The sequence below is a fragment of the Lactobacillus hamsteri DSM 5661 = JCM 6256 genome, from assembly GCF_000615445.1.
In the GTDB taxonomy this organism is placed as follows: domain Bacteria; phylum Bacillota; class Bacilli; order Lactobacillales; family Lactobacillaceae; genus Lactobacillus; species Lactobacillus hamsteri.
Map to the genome: position 1 here is coordinate 1 of NZ_BALY01000072.1, position 1,035 is coordinate 1,035.

General features: G+C 29.6%; 1 protein-coding gene. It reads right to left on the reverse strand.

The genetic code is table 11. From position 1 onward, the window contains the following. Positions 1 to 14: 14 nt before the first annotated feature. Complete coding sequence (locus JCM6256_RS09175; RefSeq protein ID WP_025081372.1) at positions 15 to 809, reverse strand: hypothetical protein; 795 nt, start codon at positions 807 to 809, stop codon at positions 15 to 17. Between the last annotated feature and the right edge of the window lie 226 nt (positions 810 to 1,035).

Genomic DNA, 1,035 nt, shown 5'->3' on the forward strand with positions numbered 1-1,035 from the left:
TTAAAATCTCTATATTAATTTTTAAGTGTCATTGTATAAACATCAAAGACGCCACCCTTGGTTGCCATTTTCTTTAAATCACTGGCTTTAATAAGTTCACCTTCCCAAGTTGAAGTTTTATCATAACAATCACGCTTAAGATTGTTTAGTTTCTTTTTAGATTTAATAGGATAATCATAATAATCTGTATATTCCGTCTTTTTATCAAAATAAAAATGTCCAATATAAAAATGATTGCTATTGGCATCCTTAAACAATATCATCCCTGATACTATAGGATAATATTTTTCGCCATTAACAGTTACTGTCCTAAGTCCGTTTCGCTTTAAAAAAGTATAATGTGGCATTAAGTATTCTTGATCGCCTTCACCATCTGTTGATCCAGTATAAGGTCTAATTTTCTTGTTGTTTTTATAACTTTCGTAAACAGGAATAGGATCGTTAGAAGTTGCAGTATAAACCACTGGTCGTGTAGTGTTAAAGGCAGAAGCGGGATAGAAGCAATGATTTTTTGATACATAATATTTTTTACCCTTATAGTAATGATAACCAATAATTTTAAAATTATCTGTAGCTTCATACCCTGCAAAGTCATTAACTATACGTTTTTCTTTACCATGTTTAAAATAAAAACTATAGCCTATAGAAAAATCCCACAAGCACTTTGTAACGGGCTTTTTATAATAATGAATTTTTAGCTTTTTAGTCTTAGCTTCCACAACTTGCGTATTTTGAGCTGTAACAGATATTCCGATTCCCCCAAATAATGTAACTGAAGCTAATAAAGCTATTATCCACTTCTTTTTCATAAAACTATATCCTCCACTTTTTTAAAATATATATTTAATTATATTTAAGATATTATTTGTGTCATAAAAAATTCGAATTCGACTTTTTATAGTTTGTTATTTCATTCAGTTACATTATTTAGAGGGATATAGATGTACTGGTTTCTTAGTTTTTCAAGCATTGGTGGAAATGGTGGCTTGAAGGTGGATGGATTATATTTTTCTAAAAAGTTGACACTTGCCTGAA